Genomic DNA, 18,731 nt, shown 5'->3' on the forward strand with positions numbered 1-18,731 from the left:
ACTCCCCCGACTCCCCCGACTTCCTCTACTCCTCCTACGTCCCTAACACTCACCCACGTTTCCAGTGAGGGAGTTGCTGAACCTAGGATGAGGGGGTAGTTTTCTAACTCTGCTCGCCATTGGGCGACTGTGCGGGCGTGATAGTTGGGGATGAGAGAATCTTGCTTAAAGCTGCTGTCGTGTTCTTCGTCTAAGATTATCAAACCTAAATTTGGTAAAGGAGCAAAAACTGCACTGCGGGTACCTATGACAACTTGGGGTTCTCCTGTTAACATTTGTCGCCAAGTGTCATATCGTTCACCATCTGAAAGGGCGCTGTGATAAACGCTGACTTTATTGCCGAAACGAGCACGGAAACGATCAGTCAGCTGAGGTGTCAGTCCAATTTCTGGTACTAAAACGAGAGCAGACTTGCCTTTTGCCAGTAGAGGGGCTATGGCTTGCAAATACACCTCTGTTTTTCCAGAACCTGTCACACCATGCAACAATACCGTAGCACATCCTTCTAGATGGGTAATGACCCCTAACGCTTGCGATTGAGCTGATGTTAGTATTTTGGTCTGCTCCAATGCAGAAGTATCGCCTTGCGTTCCGTCTGCAAGAGGAGGAAACACAGGAGATGTTCGCAAGACTTCTCGTTCTTGAATGACAATGTACCCCTTTTGTTCTAATGTTTTAAGAGTGGAGGTAGTGGTACTACAAATTTGTAAGAGTTCACTTTGCCACAACTCGCCCCCGCGTCTTCGCAGCACTTCTAAAATTTCTCGCTGACGAATGCTTAAGTCGCGTTCCAATGTACTCCCTATTAGTGTCACTGCTTTTTGCTGTTTTGGTTGAGTCAGTCGTGGGGGTTCTAAATAACTTTCCACTAAACCTCGTCGCTGCAGTTCTCGTACACCTTGGTAAGCAGCTTTGATTTGGCGTTGCAGGTAGGCGAAACTATAATCTCCATCTGCTTGTGCTTGTAAAAGTTCCAGAATTTGCTGCGCTGCTGAACTGAGGAAGGGTAGAACAGATGACGAAGATGAGGAGAGGTTTATTTCTTTGTTATCTTTTTTGGCGAGGCGAATGCGCCGTTGCGATCGCCCTAACAAACCAGGTGGTAAAGCTATACGTATAACTTGAATCAGCGGTGTGTAGTAGTACGCTGCAACTCGATTCAAAAGTTCCCAGTAATGCGACGGAAAAAACCCCACACTGACGACATCTTCTACGTTACGAATTTTTTCTAGTGGTAAATCTACTGGAGGTTGTGTTACAAAACGAATGGCGATTCCTCCTAGCAATTGCGTACCAAATGGCACACTTAAAATATCCCCTGGTTTTACTTCTAACTGAGCAGGGAGCCGATATGTATAAAGTCCTGAACCTCCCGGACAGTCTACTAGCACCTCAATCCAACGATTCACTGGTGTTTGTGACTGGTACGATTGACCAGGTTCAGCAACTATCAAAGAGGACAACCTGACACCATTCATATACATACTTTGTGAACTAATAGTATAGATCTTTTCTTTACCAAAACAGTTCCAAGTGTGAAAAGACTTCTTTTCTATTTTCAATCCTCTAGATGACTCCAGCACTTAGGAAAATAGTTAGAAGCCCTCGAATTGATTCTTGGAAAAACAACTTTTTTTCTTTGTTCTATGTTTCGGATTCATTGGTCGTCATTTCTATAAAACTCTCAACTCAACACTTTTGCAATCATGAACCAGTTTGTCTATCTTAACTTTCCTTTCTTCGGCTCTAAATATATACATCCCTTGATGGAAAATGTAATTGCCAATACTGTCATCAGACATAATACTTGATAAGTTTCGTCTTATGTAATCTGGTAGAAAATGACTCTATTACTGTAGAAGACAATCAATATTTGAGGTTATCCCAACAAAATTAGACAATCTCAGCTTTTTCAGTTCATATTCTCTGATTACTAAATAGGGAATGATGCTTTTCCCCCTATTGATAGATATTCAACCCTAGGTGTATGTGAGATCCTTTATCAGGAGAAGACATTGCTAAAGTTTTTACTTGCCAAGTTTCTAATTTTGGGGAAAGCTCAAGAGCGATGCATAACCCCCACTATTCTAAAGACATCAAAAAGTCAAAAAAATTAGAAAATACAAAAAGATTTAAGATTCTGGAGAGAGACGAATGAGTTTTTACCATTGTTAAGATAGTGATACTTTCGTGGAGGAGGGTTAGGAAAAATTTTTAATCAAGAAAATTAACAAGACCTGTATCGCTAGCCTGAGAAAATATTAATAGGGTGAGACTACCAAGATTAGTTAAGAACTGTATCTATCTGTAACCAAAAAATGACATCAACCGAGGTTTAAGTGTTGAAAATGAAGTATGAAGAAACTGCATAAATAAAAAAACCAGGGCTTGTGTGAGAGTGTTTCCTGTTTTTTCATACTTCTACCTTGATCCCAGCTTATGGCAAATACTGACATCTTTATTGTATGTCATTGGCTTAAGACACTTTTCCTAAAGCATGAGCTTTTGGTGATGATAGATAGATACTATTGTTCAGAATCAGATCAATTCTGGGCAGGTATTTGTATTTTGTCATGTGGCAGTGTCTTTGTTCTTAAAAGAAAACAATAAGCAATGCCTGAGTAGCTGTGACTAATTATGTACCAAACAGAGCAACAATCCCTGAAGGAAACTATGAATCTAGCTGAATTAAAAACAACGGAGACAATGGGAAGTGCTGCTGATAATGAAGAATTATTTATAACGTTAGATGCAGTGGTAGATGATGAATCTCTAGTTGTAGTAGAAAATATAGAAGCCGAAGAGCGCGATGGAGATCGAATGGCGGCGGCGCGTCCCTCGGGATATAATAAAACCGAGTATGATGATGCGGTTGGGGCGTTTTTTAAAGAAATGGCTCGCTACCCGTTGCTAAAGCCAGATGAAGAAGTTGAATTAGCGCGTAGAGTCCGATTTTTAGAAGAATTTAGAGAAATACAAGCTTCGTTGTTTGAAAAACTAGGAGAACAACCAAGCAAGGAAACTGTAGGTTCCCATCTGGGGATGACAGAAAAACAATTGGAACATCGGTTGTATCAAGGGCGGGTTGCGAAACGTAAAATGATTCGCTCAAATCTACGGTTAGTCGTTTCTATTGCTAAGCGATATTTAAATAGGGGAGTTCCTTTTCTGGATTTAATTCAGGAAGGAGCAATGGGGTTAAATCGTGCCACAGAAAAATTTGATCCAGATAAAGGATATAAGTTCTCTACATATGCTTATTGGTGGATCAGACAAGCAATTACGCGGGCGATCGCCAACGATGCACGAACAATTCGCTTACCCATTCATATTGTTGAAAAACTTAACAAACTCAAAAAAGCGCAACGAGAACTCAAGCAGAGATTAGGGCGCAACCCATCTGAAGAAGAAATGGCTCAAGCTTTGGATGTTCCCGCCCAACAACTACGCCAGCTGCAACAACTACGACGACAAGCACTATCCCTCAACCATCGTGTTGGTAAAGAAGAAGACACAGAATTGATGGATTTGCTAGAAGATGATGATAACCTCTCTCCAGAGGCGAAAATGAATGAAAGTATGATGCGCCAGGAGATTTGGGAAGTCTTAGGTGACGTACTTACACCTAGAGAGAAAGACGTCATCTCTCTACGCTATGGTTTGGTGACTAGTGAACCCTGTACTTTAGAAGAAGTTGGTACTATGTTCAATCTTTCCCGCGAGCGAGTGCGACAAATTCAAAGTAAAGCTATGCGGAAGTTGAGACGCCCTCACATCGCCAAACGTTTAAAAGGATGGTTGGTATAGATGAAATACCCCACTCTAGCAGCAGTTCAAGGGTGGGGCTTGCAGTTTCACACAAGAGTGGCTATGCTCCACTTGGGGATCGACCTCCGTGGGGATCCCTAGTACAAGGCGGCGGAAATAAGGCTACCATTTTCAATCAACAAAAAGCTTACAGCATAAGCCTTTTGACTTGTTACCTTCAATGCATGACTTCCGCACAGCGGTACTAGCCCCCCACCTGACACGAAGTTTGACAGCTTGTCTTTTGACAAATCATCTTACTAATCGTAAGTTGACAAATACTCTTACCAGAGTTTTTGTTAATAAAGTTGGGTGTGGTGAGGTAGAAAATGAGATTCAATCTCCTTATTTGTCCAGTCATATTAATTAACTTTGCTTTCAATTCTGTCGCTTTTGCACAAGAAAATAATTTAGAGCCAAAGAAGACTTCCATAAAGAAAATATCAAAAATTCCCTATTTAAATGAGATAGAAAAACCATATACCAGTGCAAAATTCCTCACTCAAACGCCAATTCCATCTCAAAAACCACAAACAACTGATAACCCAGAACCAAATTCCACAACGAACGAATCCAAACCCGTAGTTGAAGATGATGGTGCGATTATTATAGATGTGACAGGAAAGAAAGATGACCTTCCTCAATCTACTCCTACATACGTCATTGAAAAAGAAGAAATTGAAAAACAAGGTGCGACAAGTGTCTCTGATGTGTTGAAAAAGTTGCCTGGTTTTGCTATCAATGACTCAGGTCATGGTGCAGATATTCACACAGGTACATACTATCGAGGAGCTTCGATTAATCAGTCTGTCTTTCTGATTAATGGCAGATCCATTAATACTAATGTCAATACCTATCATGGTGCAACAGATTTAAATAGTATTCCTGTAGAAGCAATTGAACGAGTGGAGTTGTATAGTGGAGCTGCTTCTACTCTTTATGGTTCTTCCGCTTTTGGAGGAGTTGTTAATATCATCACCAAAGAAGGTAGCAGGGATCCTCGCTTAAATGCAACTGTAGAATTTGGCGATTTGAATTTTAATAATCAACAATTAACTTATGCAGGTGCAACTGCTTCCTTAAGATATAACCTCAGCTTTGAAAGATCTTTTATTGATAACCGTTACCGTGTTCCTGTTGGTGCAGCCAATCGTGATGAGCGAGGATATTTATTTAATGCTGATACAGCTAGGAGCACATATTTTGGTAGTTTTGCCTTTGATGTCAATTCTAGGAATACGTTAAGTTTAGATGTGACTAAACTTAGCAGTCGTCGAGGATTAATTTACTTTGGCTTTCCTTTGCAAAGCGACCGACTAGACCATGATAATTTAAATATTGGTTTTTCCTGGAAAACTCGCTTGGGTAATGGTAACAGTTCTGTTCTGACAACGACACTCGGTTATAACCAAGATTACTTTAATACTTATGGTCCTAGCAGTCAATATTACCGTACAGGAACTTTAGATACACAATTATATACAGCTAGGGTAGACCATGTGTGGCAACTCACTCCCAATTATAAATTGCGCTGGGGATTAGATCTACAAAACACAGATTTAAGCGGTGATGCATTGAGTACAGTTCCTAATCGAGTCGCCTTGAATGAAGAAGAAAATCAAAGTTTATTCAACACCGCATTATTTGCTGTTAATACTTGGAATATCACCGATAATTTTCAGGTAGATTTAGGCTTGAGACAAAGCTTTGATAGCAAATTCGGAAGTTATCTGAATCCAAGCGTGGGATTTAAATATGATATTGTTCCTGCTTTAGCTGTGCGAGGAAGTTGGGCAGGAGGACAACGTAATCCTGGTTTGGATCAATTGTACGTTTATGATACAGTGCATGGATGGCTTCCTAACCCTGATTTAGAACCAGAAACTGGCTCATCTTGGACTGCGGGAGTTGATGTCATGTTTTTTAAAAACTTAACAGGACAATTTACTTACTTCGGGAGTAGTTTAGATAATCGCTTAGGAGTCGTACAAGGAAAATGGGCAAATATTGGGTTAGTTGATACCAATGGTTTTGAGGCGGCGTTACGGTTGAAAATTGCTTCTGGATGGTCAACTTTTCTCAACTATACATACACAGATGCCAAAATTAAAACGGGAACAGAAAAAGGTTTACAGTTGGGTTTAATTCCTTACTCTGTTGCTTCTGCTGGTATTGGTTATGAAAATAGAGGTTGGCAGGCTAATTTGTATGCTACTTATTATAGTGGCGCTCGTCGCTCTTTATATACAAGAGCTGGAGATACAACGACAGATTTCTCGCCCTCTTTCTTTAATTTAGATTTTAGCGCTCGCCTTCCTGTGACGAGAAATGTGGGGTTAACAGTTTATCTCGAAAATTTACTCGATGAACAATATGAGCGAGTCAATCGTATCTATAGCCCTGGGTTTACTTTTCGTTTGGGTTTAACAGCTAGTATTTAGATATTGTGGAATCTAACTGAGTAAAAATGGCTATCATGAAAGCCAAAATTCAAGACAGCGTACTTTTTCTTCACCACGAGGATGTGCCAGAGTACAAAAAAGGTGGTTCTGTGGTGAGGAATAGTTATTTCTGGGCGCTGCGTTCGATTGCTGGTAAGGCTTCGCGTTATAGTGATTGGGAATATGAGTCTGAGGTTTGGTTTGCACTGACGCGCATGCTTTTATCCTTCGCTGAGTCTGGTTATTTGGGGCTAAAAGAAACTGTGCTAGAGTTTCCTCTATCTCAAGGGGAAATTCCTGAAGTGCTGCGAGATGTTTCAACTTGGGAATAGGATAATACTCAAGGCGGAGGCTGAAAACGAAAAGAATGTAGCAACGTTTACACAAAAACTTAATATTAAAATCAGTCAAAAATCATAGAAGTTAAGGGGCAAAACTAGCTATGCTAGTTTTGCCCCTCGCAAAAAAATTTACCTACTGGAGAGTTATAATTATCCAAACTTTGATCTATTAAAATACTCGCTCTGCTTCGAGATGTTTTAACTTGGCAATAGGATAAAGCTGGAGACTCCGCCTTAGAAAATTTATTTTCAGGCTGAGCCTGGAAACCAGGAGATATTGATTCATTCCAAAAAAATATTTGGGGGGCAAAACTAGCTATGCTAGTTTTGCCCCCCCTTGCAAAGAAATTCATCTACTGGAGAATTATGCATGAAAGCTCTGAAGAATACCGTCAGTTCATTGAAAAATACAATAAGTTCATTGAAGAATACAATAAGTTCTTACAAAATTATGGAAACTCCTCACGAGTTCTTACAGCCATGAAAACTTCAAAACCGCAAAATACTCAAGTTGCCGTATTATATGACGAAGCTCTACAGGCACACATCTATGCTACTGATGCATACATAAAAACAGTTGCAATGTATAGAGAGTTAGTTCAGAAATGGATTTTGTTAGCAAAATCCTGTTACAAGAGTGGATCATTCAAATAGGCTCAAATACCATTTCAGGAATGAGTTGCTCTTGGTTGTCTAAATTTATCAGTTTACCTATTCCCAAAAAACGCTGCTCTTCGTTGTAGACTCGCAAAATTCCTGTAAGACTGGGCGTGACAGGAATACGCTGACCTTGACACCATTTTTGTGCTGATGTTACTGGTAATTTTATAAAAGGAAGATGCTGTAGTGGTGCATCAGGGACAAGAGGTTGAAATGTCCCGGCTTTGAGATGTGTTTCCAAGTCAGTCAAGGTAAGACTATTGGTTAAGTCAAACCCACTGCTTTGTGTTCGTGTTAAAGCAGCAAGAGTTCCACCAGTTTGTAATATTGTGCCTAAATCACGGGCGATCGCCCGAATATATGTACCCGCACCACAGGCGATCGCCACATCCACTTCTGCAAATTCCTCTTCACGCCAGTCCAAAACCTCGATTTTAAAAACCTCCACTGTTCGCGCTGGTACTTCTACATCTTCCCCTTTGCGTGCTAAGTCGTACAAGCGTTTTCCTTGAACTTGAATGGCGCTGTAAATCGGAGGAATTTGTTCAATTTTCCCGACAAATTGTTGCAGTGCTGATTTCACTGCATTTAAACTCAACCCAGTGCAAGGTTTTGAGGTGATGATTTCGCCTTGCAAATCATCAGTTGTTGTCCGCACACCCAAACGAATTGTTGCTTTGTAAGCTTTTTCTCCTGGAAGATATTGTAACAAGCGAGTTGCTTTTCCAAGAGCGATCGGTAATACTCCTGTTGCTGCTGGATCTAAAGTTCCAGCATGTCCGACTCGTTTGAGGTGCAAAAGTTTGCGTGTCTTCGCTACACAGTCGTGAGAAGTCCAACCAAATGGTTTGTTGAGATTGAGGAAACCTTGCATATGAGTTTTGAATTTTGATTTCTTTTTTAACCGCACGAGGCAAGAGAGAACGCACCAGAAAATACGCTTCGCTTGATAGATAATTTTAGAGCACCGAAGAAAGTAAGTTTAGGTTAACTTAGATTTTGCACCTCTACCTGAGCAATGTAGAGACGTAGCATTTACGTGCTCTACACATCACCAAATCTCACCAATAATCCTTAACTGAATATTGCGTTAAAACGGAGCCAAAGACTTATCCAGTCGGTTTTAACGGACTTGAACTTTGAGCCAATAAATTTATTTATTGACATAGGAAAATAATGGTGCGAGATATCAGTTAACGTTCTTTTCCCAAAGCAATAGTCATCGAACCTGTGACCACTAAAACTGCTCCTACGATTCCGATAAAGGAAATGTTTTCTGGTAAAATGAGAGTTGGTGCCAAAACTGATACAAGCCAAATTGAGATTAAAGTCACAATTGGAGCTAATGCTAAAACTGCACTCACGCGTGAGGCTTCCCAATGTTCCAGAGATTCAGCGAATGCACCATAAGCAATCAGAGTATTTAAAGCACAAAAAATTAACACACCCAAATGCCAAGGATTTAGTGTCAAAATGACTTTTGGATTAGCAAATGGAGTAAATAACAAAGTACATCCTCCATAAATGATCAGCATGATGCTAAAAGAAGATAAAGATTGTAATAACTGCTTTTGCGCCAAAGCATAAATAACCCAAGTGACTGCACCTAGCACAACCAAACCACTACCCAAAAGATATTGATCATGAGCTGTCACTAAATTCTTTAATTGTTCGTGAAAAAACAGAGTGAAGCCCATAACAAGAACACTGACACCAATCCATTGAGGCAGAGTATAACGTTCTCTAAAAAGAAATAAACCACCAAAACCCAAAAGGAAAGGAGCCAACTGAATAATCACTTCAGCGTTACCAGGTGTAGTTAATGCTAAACCTTGCGTGAAAAGAATATAGTTAGTTGCTAAGCCGAGAATAGCAATTCCTAGCAACATCCAAGAAGTGGAACGCAATCTTTCTAATGTTGGTAGTTTTCCTTGCCATCCTAAATAAACAGCTGATAACACAAACGATACTAAAAAGCGAAACCAAATGAGCGTGTAAACATCAAGTACTTGCAAAGTGATTGCTAAAGCAATTGGTAGAATTCCCCACAAAGAAACGGTCACTAACGATAATGCTAGCCCGAAACGCCAGCGACCGGAAGTTGTATGCATTGTAGTTATTAGTTATGAGTTATTAATGATTAGTCAAAGAACAAACGACTAATGACAAAAGACAACATCAGGACTTATGTAAAGAAACCCGGTTTATACCAAAAATCATTTGTTTTGCAAGCAAATACGAACGAATAAACCGGGTTTCTAGCAGATGGTGCGTCAGTGGTAAACATTTTAAAAAAAATCAGCCATCCAAGGGGATGCGCCAGCAAATATTTGAGTTGCTGCTAACAAAGCTGTTTCTGTAGCATCAAGTTGTCCTGCAAGTTGCAGTTTCTCAGGAGTAAACAAGCCTGTGTACAAAGGTGCTAATCCTCTAATATCTAGCTTCATTTCGCCTTTCCCACCACTGGTAACTTCACCGCGTCCATTGGCAACAGACAAAATAAATCTACCATTATTTTCAGCAAGCAAGTCATCTTGAATTTCCAGGTGCAGTTCTGCTTTTATTCCTAGTGGATAACCACGCTTTTCTAGCGCCTTGACTACATCAATGACACGTAGCATCCAGCGCTTGACAGATTTTTGCTTAGCAGTTTGCTCTGGTAACAGTAAAGTTAGAGAGTCAACAGCAGAACCTTTCCATCGGATATAGTTGATCATAGAACGATGGTTGGCAATAAAGTTCCAAAAGGTTCGTGCAGCAGCACTTGTCAGGACTGCCCAATCCCTGATACGTATAAAGGAGTCATCCTCGTTTTGGTCTTGATTGAATATTATGTAGCCTTGGGGTTGGTCTGCTGAACCGATAAAATAAGCGTAAACTGTTTCCTTCTCATCTGGTGTCACTAAACGTTTCCAAATCCCTACATGTCGATCTAAGTGTCCGTTGTTGAGTCTTGCATGTTGCTGATACAGCTCATGAAAGAGTTCATGATTGTCTGATATTCTAGATACTAGAGGTAGTGGTTGCTCTTTTAGTTGGATACTCTGGGTATCGACTTCCCAAATACAAAAGGTACCACCTTGTTCATAGCCTGTTTTTCGGTATAAGCCTTGAGTCGCTGGATAAAGAGCAGAGATTGGTACTCCCTTCGCGTGAAGTTCTCTAACAGTATGCTGCATCAGAGTTAATCCTGCTCCACCTCCACGATATTCTGGAGCAACACCTACTGCAGCTATTCCTATCATAGGTACACGTTGACCACCCCACCACTGAGCCATCGGGATAGTCGCTAGTCCACCAGCAACTTCCTCACCTACACGGATGACATGAAAGTTTTCCAAGCCGAGACGGTTGAAGTAAATTTCGCTCTCACCCGGCGACATGAGAAAACACTGCTCAAGAATATTCCCTAGTCGCTGAATGTCCTTTTGATTGACAACTTGGCTGTATTTAAATGTTGATATCATTGTATGTGCTGCCTAGTACGCTCAAACTACAAGCATACTACAGCAAGTAGTCGTACTAGCGCCTCACCCAAAAGGTTCATGCAAATGGGGGAAGTGTGTTAGCCTTCAATTTGTTTTGAAGACTTCCAGTCTTTTGTTTCTATTGCTAAGAGATTTTCTTCCACCCATTTCCCGTGTTTCTGGAAACCTTGTGGGATATAACAAATAAATTTCATCCCAATTCTTTTTAAAACTTTCTCGCTAGCCTTATTCCACAAAGCGTGATACGCTTCAATACGTTCCGCTCCTAAAACAGTAAAACCAAACTCGACAATAGCTTTAGCCGCCTCTGTCATATAACCTTGACGTTGGTGTTCTGGGTGTGTCCAAAACCCAAGATTCCAAACATCTTTTAATTCGTTATGTTTTCTGATAGAAATTCTGCCAATAAATGCATTTGTCTCAGCAGATTCAAGCGTGAATGTGTAAGCTAAACCGAAATCCCAAGCTTGAAGATTTCGTTGAAGAGGTTCGTGAAGTTCTTCGATAGATTTCGGAGCTTCCCAAAGGATACCATCATTAAACCCCTGGAACCGTGTTGCTGAAAACACGTATGGAATATCTTGTTCGCAGACGCATCTTAGAATATAGCGTTCAGTGTGAATTCGGTATGTTCTTGGTACTCTCATGTGTTCAAATAAGAGCTTCACTTGACTTTACCAATCTTAACTTGTAAGATCCAATCCTTTACCATTGAGACGACTTAGGAAACTACGTAGGCGATCGCTTTCTGGATGAGAAAGAACTTTGCAAGCCAAGCCCTGTTCTACCACAACACCTTTATCCAAAAACATAACTCGATGTGCTACTTCACGAGCGAATTGCATTTCATGAGTGACAACTACCATTGTCATACCTTCTGCTGCTAATTGTTGTATGACTTGCAAGACTTCACCAACAAGTTCTGGATCTAAAGCGCTAGTTGGTTCATCAAAAAGCATAACTTGGGGATTCATACACAAACTACGGGCAATAGCGACTCGTTGCTTTTGTCCTCCTGAAAGTTGTTCTGGATATGCAGATACTTTATCAAAAAGTCCTACTTTTTCAAGATAAAATTTTGCCAATTTTGTACTTTCTTGTATTGATTTTCCCTGCACTTGACGCGGAGCTAGTGTAAGATTTTCTAGTACGCTTAAATGAGGAAATAAGTTAAACTGTTGAAACACCATACCGACTTGTGTTCTTAGTTGCCGCAGTTGCCTATCGCTAAAGTTAGGTTGCGATAGGTCTATTCCATTGACTATTAAACGTCCACAATCAATAGCTTCCAGCCGATTGAAGCAGCGAAGTAAAGTACTTTTACCACAACCAGAAGCACCAATGACTGCTACGACTTCTCCGCGTTTGATTTCGCCAGAAATTCCCTTGAGAACTTTTAGGGGACCATAACTCTTTTCAATATTTTGAAAGAAAATTGTAACAGAGGAATTGTCCATTTTATATACTTATTTGACGACAGATTATTCCAGGTAAACACCCTGATTTGTCAAACATAAAAGTTAAGCTGGTACGTCTTGAATATATTGAATCTTTTGGACAAAAACACATGTCAGAGCAAAAAATGACGCGATCGCGTTTTCTGAAACATTTTTTAACGACTTTAGGTGCAGCTGTCATTTTGTCAGCTTGTGAAACTTCAGGCAGCAGTACTAGCACTACTTCTAACGGTAATTCCGAGACAACAGCAAAGTCAACATCAGAAACAGGACAGAAAGCGACATCGGGAAAAACCATAACAGTTGCTACAGAACCGACTTTTCCACCCTTTGAGTCTAAAGGTTTGGGAAATGAACTCGTAGGGTTCGATATTGATCTCATCAAAGCAGTGGGACAAGCCGCTGGAATAACGATTGAATTCCAAAGTTTACCTTTTGATGGTATAATACCAGGACTTCAAGCCAATACTGTTGATGCTGCTATCAGTTCAATTACAATCACTCCAGAACGTGCTCAAGCAGTGTCTTTTTCTCGACCTTATTTTAGAGCAGGGTTGGCGATCGCAGTCCGTCAAGACAACACAGCAATTACCAACCTAGATAATCTAAAAGGCAAGAAAATTGCTGCTCAAATTGGGACAACCGGAGCGAAAAAAGCAAAAAGCATCTCTGGTGCTCAAGTACGGGAATTCGACTCAGCCCCTTTAGCGCTGCAGGAACTGGCAAATGGTAACGTAGATGCTGTCATCAACGATGGTCCTGTGACATTAGAAGCGATCAAGAGTGGTAACATCAAAGGTTTAAAGGTAGTTGGTCAACTCGTCACCGAAGAATATTATGGCATTGCCTTACCGAAAAACTCTCCCAATCTCAACGCCATTAACACAGCTCTTGCAAAGATAATTTCAGACGGTACTTACGCTCAAATTTATAAGAAGTGGTTCAATGCAGAACCTCCAAAATTACCAGAGACTGCACCAGCCTCTACCTCTTAAGGAGAAGACAAGCAGACAAATCAATTCAAAGCAAGTCTTCCCACCTCCCCATTAATAATCTAATGATTCAGAGTCTAACCATCATTCTCAACGCCCTACCAGATTTACTGCTTGGCGCTGTTGTCACGCTTGAGATTACCGCGTTTTCAATTGTTTTTGGCATGATTGGCGGCTCGTTGATTGGAATTGCTCGACTTTCGCCAATTGTACCCTTGCGCTTTTGCACTCGTGCTTATGTTGATTTTTTTCGCGGAACGCCTTTGCTCGTACAAATTTTTATGATTTACTTTGGTTTACCAGCACTGGCTCAAAGCATTGGTATACCTCTGCGTTTTGACCGTTTACTTGCTGCTGTGGTTGCTTTGAGCCTCAACTGTGCTGCATATATAAGTGAAATCGTTCGTGCTGGAATTCAATCTATTGAACCAGGACAAGCAGAAGCAGCAAACTCGCTGGGTATGAGTGGATTACAAACCATGCGCTATATCATTTTTCCCCAGGCGTTGCGCCGCATGATTCCACCGCTTGGAAATGAATTTATTACTTTGCTTAAAGATACCAGTCTTGTCGCAGTCATCGGTTTTGAAGAATTATTTCGACGCGGTCAATTAATTGTCGCTAGTACTTATCGCGCTTTTGAGATTTACACTGCAGTTGCTTTAGTTTACCTTGTTCTCACCTTAGCTTCATCCCAATTTTTCTCTTTTCTTGAAGTTTGGATGAACCCAATCAAGCGTAAAAGACCAAGTCATACCAAATTGACCTCGTCATAATGGCGTTGCTGAATCAGCGTATGAATTGTCATTCTGAGCGTAACGAAGTGAAGCGTTAGCGCAGCGTGTCCGCAGGACATAGAATCTCTGCAGATGCTTCATTTCGCTTCGCTACATTCAGCATGACAAAACTAGATTCATACTTCAAATCAGCAACGCCGTCATAATAATACCATTTCTTTGTGAGGCTGCGCCAAATTTTCTTTCTTTCTTTCTTTCTTTCTTTGTGTCCTTTGCGCTCTACCCTGCGGGAAGCCGCTCCGCGTCTATGTGGTTCGTTCTTCATATAATTAGGCGCATCTTCATACAGAATTGGTATAAGTCAATAGCGCGTTCTACTAAATTTCTGAGCTAATTTTCTTAATAGACACAAGGTCACAACAAAATTTTGCTAAAATGCATTCAACTCATTGAAGAGGAAAGACCCCTCTGAGAGGTTCACCTGAAAAGGAAATCTGCAATCAGACTATAAACTGATTTAGATAGGCATTAGTAAGGTGAAACGTAGCTGCAACGAAACTGCAGTAATTGAGTGCCACATTCTTGTGCTAGCAAGCAAAAAAACCGAGTGTGTGGAAGCTGGATGGCACCGCCGTTGATATGGTTCCAGTACTTAAACAATAGTCGTTGTTTGCGAACCGTAGCATATGGTGAGTCCCACACGTACACTTATTGGCTCCCTTCAATCGTCACTTTCAGAACAAGTTCTTATTCGCGGATGGATATATCGTTTGCGAGAACTTGCTAGAACAACATTTATTATTGTTAAGGACTGTAGCGGCGAAGTTCAGTGTGTTGCTGATTCAGCTTCAGTTCGAGAAATGTCTCTCAAGCTGGATGAACCAGTTGAAATCAAAGGGAAGGTAAAACCTGATCTTCGCTCACGCGGTGGTTTTGAGATAGAAGTTATTGATATTTCCATTTTAAATCGCGTTACTCATCTTGTTCCTTTTAATTCTTGTTCAGATATTTCAGAAATTGGAATTGACACAATTTTGGCTTATCGTCCCTTGTCACTTCGTAATGATAGCGTTGGCAATATTTTCAAGATTCAAGCTGCAATTCTACATAACTTTCGTCAATTCTTGAGAGAGCAACACTTCAGCGAGATAATAACATCCAAAATCGTCTCCAGTGGAACGGAAGGAGGAACAAATCTCTTTGAAATCAAGTACTTTGAACGCTCAGCATACCTTGCTCAAAGTCCCCAATTTTATAAAGAACAAGGCGTGGCGGGATTGGAGAGGGTTTTTGAAACAGGTCATGTTTACCGCGCTGAACCTCACGCCAGTAGTCGTCACCTCACAGAATATTACTCCCTAGACCTGGAAATAGGATTCATCCATAGTCCCGAAGAGGTCATTCAGTTGGAGAAAGAACTCTTGAGTTATGTATTTGAGCGACTTAACCAAGAGTACGCTCACCTACTAAAAAAGTATCGAGACAAGCCTCTTCCAGAAATAATTAACGCCCCTACATGGGAATTTGAAGAATGTCTTGAGCGACTGCATCTGCACTTTAATCGTACTGACCTTGTAGACGACTTAGATCCAGAAGCGGAACGTCAGCTTTGTCAACTTGCAGAGTCAGAAACTGGAATTCCAGCCGTTTTTGTTATAGGTTTCCCACTTTCAGCGCGACCTTTTTACACGCACCCTCGTGGTAATAACGGGGCTTCGCAAAGCTTTGACCTTTTGTTTGAGGGTGTTGAGATTACGACGGGTGGGCAAAGACTTCATAAGCGAGAGGATTTGGAACAAGCACTCACAAACCGTGGTATTCCTCCAGCCTCATTTGAAAATCATCTTCAGATGTTTGAAATGGGTATGCCTCCACATGGTGGGTTGGCTATTGGTTTGGAAAGACTGACTGCACGAATATTGCATCTTTCCAACGTCAGACAAGCAACGCTTTACCCACGAGATAGGTATCGAATCTTTCCGTAGATGGAGCAGAGAGAATGTCTGCCTTAAAATAGTCAGGGTGGGCATTTTGCCCATCCTGCAAAACTTGTTAAATCACTTCTCAAATATGGAACGCCATCACTGGATTACCCTACACCAATAATGCAACCAGAGCGTGGAGGAACACCTAAAGTAAGATTCCTAGATTCTCCCTCAACACTCCACTCTACCTGTGCAGCACCATATAAAAGCTTATTCGGTTGAGTTTTCAAACTTGCGATGTCAACATCTCCTTTTGCCTCAGCAGTACCAACGTTCACTGCAATTATCAATTCTTCTGTTTCCAAAACTCGCGTAAAGATATAGAGTCCTCCTTGAGCACATAAGACTTTGTAATCACCTGTACGTAAACATGGATAAGCGTGTCTTATGGCAATTAATTCGCGGTGAGTCTTGAAAATTTGCCTATCCCAGGTAGCTTCTAGTGGAAAACCACGACGAGAGTCTGGATCTATAGCTCCTGGTAAACCAACCTCATCACCATAATAAACGCTGGGAGCACCAGGAAAGGTCAGCAGCAGTAAAGTTGCTAATTCCACACTTGCTTGATCACCACCAGCGATCGTCATCAACCGTGCTGTATCGTGACTAGCAAGCAGATTTAATTGAGTCAGTTGAATCTCCCAAGGGTAAAGTTGCAGAAGTTCTTGCATTTTCTGTGCATACTCAGCGGCGAACAATGGTGGGTAGGGTTTGTAGTCGCGGCTTTGCACTTGTTCCATAACAACGCGATCGCCTGCGCTAAAAGCAATAGTAGGTCCTGCAAACAGATAATTCATCACCCCATCGAATTGAGTCCCATCCAACCACTCACGCGAATCTCCCCAAACTTCACCGACAATATAAGCATCGGGATTAATCGCTTTGACTCGCTGACGGAATTCTTGCCAAAAACCAGGAGTTTTAATTTCAAAAGGCACATCTAACCGCCAACCGTCAATCCCAAATTTTATCCAATATTCGGCGATTTCCATAATATATTCTTTGACTTCCGGGTTATCATGATTAAACGCTGGCAGCGCCCGATTATCTGCCCAACCGACATAATTAGCAGGAAACTCACCATTGTAAGGAGAAAGTGGCCAGTCTTCTATTTTGAACCAATTCACCCAAGGTGAATAAGGACCATTTTCTAAAACATCATGGAAAAAGAAAAATCCACGACTAGAATGGTTAAACACTCCATCGAGAACAACTTTGATATTACGCTTGTGAGCAGCGTCTAGCAATTCCTTAAAAGCTGGGTTACCACCAAGCATTGGATCTACTTGATAATAATCATGCGTATGATAGCGGTGGTTGCTAGCCGACTGAAAGATAGGCGTAAAGTAAATGGCATTAATTCCTAAATCCTGTATGTAGTCTAACTGCTCTAGAACCCCCCACAAATCTCCTCCTTTGTAACCTTGGAGTGTGGGCGTAGCTTCCCAATCCTCCCAACGAGCATTGTGTAAAAGTTGTTTGCGAGGTTGCTTGCTTTTGGCAAACCGATCTGGAAAGATTTGGTAAAAAACAGCGTGTTTAACCCAGTCTGGTGTTTGAATCTGCATGAATGACACTCTATGACTCCACAGCCATAGTTGCAGATATCAGGCTGCTTACGACTCACACTTATGATAGAAAATTTAACGCTTCTTCACAATGCTGGTAAACTTGCTGGATTTTCCACTTCCTCATTTTTTGATATCCTTTGTCTAGGATATACTGTTAATTTACCATTAATGTGGAGAAACAAGCCTCAGTCCGATCACACCTGTGATGATCAAGCCCATACAAATGAGGCGGCGCGCTTCAAGAGGCTCTTGAAACAAAACTGTACCTAATACAATTGTACCAACAGCGCCTATACCTGTCCAAACAGTGTAGGCAGTACCCACTGGTAGTGTACGCAGGGCTCTAGACAGAAAGGTGAAGCTCAGTAACATAAAAACAATAGTAATAACACTGGCACCAAACTTAGTGAATCCTTGTGCATACTTAAGACTAATTGCCCACCCTACCTCAAGTAAACCAGCAATTAGAAGATAGATCCACGCCATACGCTTCTCCCTATACATTAGCAATCACTTAAAACTGAGGAGTTTCTATCCGAGTCATAGTAGGGATACTTTGGTCAATGAGTTCAGTATTTTATGTAATTAAAATAACATAATATTCTCTTGTTGTCTATAACTCTATCTGTCTCATAATTTCAGTTTCAGACTTCCAAAGACATGCTGGCAATCGCCAATAAAAACCATTTTCCCGCTCCATGAGCTGATAACCAATCAGTTCCCGTCGTAATGTCGCATGGTCACAGTGATGACGCCCGATAATTTCGTTCACTTGACGTTCCGTGTAAGTCACCTCTTGCTCAAATTTTCTGATTAACCACCTGAGTACAACTAAGCGTTTTTTGCGAGAAGCAGGAATCTTTATGAGACGCGTGCCATCAAGATAATTTTTAAGTACTTTTTCTTCCCATGCTTCTATTTTGACATTTCTCATTTGTTGCATCCTGCACTCTAAAATATCAATGCCTAAGCACAAGAAAAATCTGGCGCTATATGAGCGTTAAGGTGTTGGAAAATTTGAGAACAATATGTTACAGAGAATCAGTTAGGATTGTTTTTGCTATCTATAATTTTAGATCAGGTTATGTCAGGACCTTATGGCACTCCGAATTTTCAGTGAATTGAAAAATGTATTGAAAATTACACTTGTTTCATGAACTTTCACAGGGTGATTTATGCAGGAGCATGGAAGCCCATTATAATTCCTTAGATTTGTTCAAATTTGACCACAATTTTGTCTTAAACTGCGTCC

The 18,731-nt window shown here is 40.9% G+C and carries 17 protein-coding genes; 7 read left to right on the plus strand and 10 right to left on the minus strand.

The genetic code is table 11. From position 1 onward, the window contains the following. Nucleotides 1-1,484 (minus strand): primosomal protein N' (priA, locus tag DP117_RS13105; protein WP_169218746.1); only part of this gene is annotated, 1,484 nt, incomplete at its 3' end. A gap of 1,153 nt (nt 1,485-2,637) precedes the next feature. On the opposite strand from priA, the gene DP117_RS13110 reads away from it, so the two are divergent. The 4 genes from DP117_RS13110 to DP117_RS13125 all read left to right on the plus strand — a co-directional run bounded on the left by DP117_RS13110 (nt 2,638) and on the right by DP117_RS13125 (nt 7,243). Then, nucleotides 2,638-3,807 (plus strand): RpoD/SigA family RNA polymerase sigma factor, encoded by a 1,170-nt coding sequence (locus tag DP117_RS13110; protein ID WP_169218747.1) that lies wholly within the window; start codon nt 2,638-2,640, stop codon nt 3,805-3,807. Between the two features lie 329 nt (nt 3,808-4,136). Then, nucleotides 4,137-6,248, plus strand: a complete 2,112-nt coding sequence (locus tag DP117_RS13115) for a TonB-dependent receptor (protein WP_169218748.1) — start codon at nt 4,137-4,139, stop codon at nt 6,246-6,248. A gap of 35 nt (nt 6,249-6,283) precedes the next feature. Further along, the gene (locus tag DP117_RS13120; RefSeq protein WP_211176087.1) at nt 6,284-6,580 is read left to right on the plus strand and encodes a hypothetical protein; all 297 of its coding nucleotides are present in this window, start codon (nt 6,284-6,286) and stop codon (nt 6,578-6,580) included. Nucleotides 6,581-6,907: 327 nt separating this feature from the next. Then, on the plus strand, nt 6,908-7,243 hold the full coding sequence (locus DP117_RS13125; RefSeq protein ID WP_169218750.1) for a hypothetical protein: 336 nt from the start codon (nt 6,908-6,910) through the stop codon (nt 7,241-7,243). Here the strand turns inward: DP117_RS13125 and truB are convergent. The 5 genes from truB to DP117_RS13150 all read right to left on the minus strand — a co-directional run bounded on the left by truB (nt 7,236) and on the right by DP117_RS13150 (nt 12,194). Beyond that, nucleotides 7,236-8,123, minus strand: a complete 888-nt coding sequence (gene truB, locus DP117_RS13130) for a tRNA pseudouridine(55) synthase TruB (protein WP_169218751.1) — start codon at nt 8,121-8,123, stop codon at nt 7,236-7,238. The genes DP117_RS13125 and truB overlap by 8 nt on opposite strands. Before the next feature lie 319 nt (nt 8,124-8,442). Beyond that, nucleotides 8,443-9,360, minus strand: coding sequence for a DMT family transporter (locus DP117_RS13135; RefSeq protein ID WP_169218752.1), 918 nt, complete (start codon nt 9,358-9,360; stop codon nt 8,443-8,445). Nucleotides 9,361-9,537: 177 nt separating this feature from the next. Beyond that, nucleotides 9,538-10,716, minus strand: coding sequence for a GNAT family N-acetyltransferase (locus tag DP117_RS13140; RefSeq protein ID WP_169218753.1), 1,179 nt, complete (start codon nt 10,714-10,716; stop codon nt 9,538-9,540). Between the two features lie 98 nt (nt 10,717-10,814). After that, complete coding sequence (locus DP117_RS13145) at nt 10,815-11,384, minus strand: GNAT family N-acetyltransferase (RefSeq protein ID WP_211176083.1); 570 nt, start codon at nt 11,382-11,384, stop codon at nt 10,815-10,817. Nucleotides 11,385-11,420: 36 nt separating this feature from the next. Further along, nucleotides 11,421-12,194: an amino acid ABC transporter ATP-binding protein gene (locus DP117_RS13150; RefSeq protein ID WP_169218755.1), complete on the minus strand. Its 774-nt coding sequence runs from the start codon at nt 12,192-12,194 to the stop codon at nt 11,421-11,423. Between the two features lie 110 nt (nt 12,195-12,304). Here DP117_RS13150 and DP117_RS37225 point away from each other — a divergent pair, with 110 nt between their 5' ends. Beyond that, nucleotides 12,305-13,189, plus strand: a complete 885-nt coding sequence (locus DP117_RS37225; protein ID WP_211176084.1) for a basic amino acid ABC transporter substrate-binding protein — start codon at nt 12,305-12,307, stop codon at nt 13,187-13,189. Between the two features lie 62 nt (nt 13,190-13,251). Continuing rightward, nucleotides 13,252-13,962: an amino acid ABC transporter permease gene (locus tag DP117_RS37230; RefSeq protein ID WP_169218756.1), complete on the plus strand. Its 711-nt coding sequence runs from the start codon at nt 13,252-13,254 to the stop codon at nt 13,960-13,962. A 55-nt stretch (nt 13,963-14,017) separates the two neighbouring features. Here DP117_RS37230 and DP117_RS13165 read toward each other — a convergent pair whose 3' ends face one another. Continuing rightward, nucleotides 14,018-14,248 carry a hypothetical protein gene (locus DP117_RS13165; protein WP_169218757.1) on the minus strand — a complete coding sequence of 77 codons (231 nt, stop codon included), beginning with the start codon at nt 14,246-14,248 and terminating at the stop codon, nt 14,018-14,020. 361 nt (nt 14,249-14,609) lie between these two features. Here DP117_RS13165 and aspS point away from each other — a divergent pair, with 361 nt between their 5' ends. Continuing rightward, entirely contained in the window at nt 14,610-15,908 is a 1,299-nt protein-coding gene (aspS, locus tag DP117_RS13170) for an aspartate--tRNA(Asn) ligase (RefSeq protein ID WP_169218758.1), read from the plus strand. A gap of 104 nt (nt 15,909-16,012) precedes the next feature. Here the strand turns inward: aspS and DP117_RS13175 are convergent, their stop codons facing one another. The 3 genes from DP117_RS13175 to DP117_RS13185 form a co-directional block, all read right to left on the minus strand. After that, complete coding sequence (locus DP117_RS13175) at nt 16,013-17,476, minus strand: glycoside hydrolase family 13 protein (protein WP_169218759.1); 1,464 nt, start codon at nt 17,474-17,476, stop codon at nt 16,013-16,015. A 168-nt stretch (nt 17,477-17,644) separates the two neighbouring features. Continuing rightward, a complete protein-coding gene (locus DP117_RS13180; RefSeq protein ID WP_169218760.1) occupies nt 17,645-17,965 on the minus strand; it encodes a multidrug efflux SMR transporter in 321 nt (106 codons plus the stop codon). 127 nt (nt 17,966-18,092) lie between these two features. Further along, nucleotides 18,093-18,413: a DUF2087 domain-containing protein gene (locus DP117_RS13185; RefSeq protein WP_169218761.1), complete on the minus strand. Its 321-nt coding sequence runs from the start codon at nt 18,411-18,413 to the stop codon at nt 18,093-18,095. Between the last annotated feature and the right edge of the window lie 318 nt (nt 18,414-18,731).

It is taken from the genome of Brasilonema sp. UFV-L1, from assembly GCF_012912105.1.
Classification (GTDB): domain Bacteria; phylum Cyanobacteriota; class Cyanobacteriia; order Cyanobacteriales; family Nostocaceae; genus Brasilonema.